This window comes from Streptomyces racemochromogenes (assembly GCF_044129415.1).
In the GTDB taxonomy this organism is placed as follows: Bacteria; Actinomycetota; Actinomycetes; order Streptomycetales; family Streptomycetaceae; genus Streptomyces; species Streptomyces racemochromogenes_A.
This window is the reverse complement of sequence record NZ_JBBDHD010000343.1, coordinates 1-399: the sequence shown is the minus strand read 5'-3', so window position 1 is coordinate 399 and position 399 is coordinate 1. Positions and strand designations below refer to the sequence as shown.

The window sequence follows — 399 nt, the reverse complement described above, 5'->3', positions numbered from 1 at the left end:
AACTCCAGCTGACCGTCGGCCCGCCACCGCACCACGTCACCCGTGCGGTACATGCGCCCGCCCGGCGTCCCGAAGGGATCCGCGACGAAACGACCCGCGGTCAGCTCCTCGCGGCCCAGGTAGCCCCGCGCGAGTCCGGCGCCCGCGACGTAGAGCTCGCCGGACACGCCGACGGGGGCCGGCCGCAGGGAGGAGTCCAGGACGTAGACCCGGAAGTTGGTGAGGGGGGTGCCGATGGGCGGGGTGACGGCTCCGGAGAGCGGGCCGCTCATCGTGGCGCACACCGTGGTCTCGGTCGGACCGTACGCGTTGATCATCCGGAGGCCGCGGGACCACTTGGCGACCATGGCCGGCGGGCAGGCCTCACCGGCCACGACCAGGGTCATCCCGGCCGGCAGG

1 protein-coding gene is annotated in these 399 nt (G+C 73.9%); it reads right to left on the bottom strand.

The window, feature by feature from the left end; genetic code table 11:
- A partial coding sequence (locus WDV06_RS37185; RefSeq protein ID WP_395514207.1) for an AMP-binding protein occupies window positions 1-399 on the bottom strand: 399 nt, incomplete at both ends.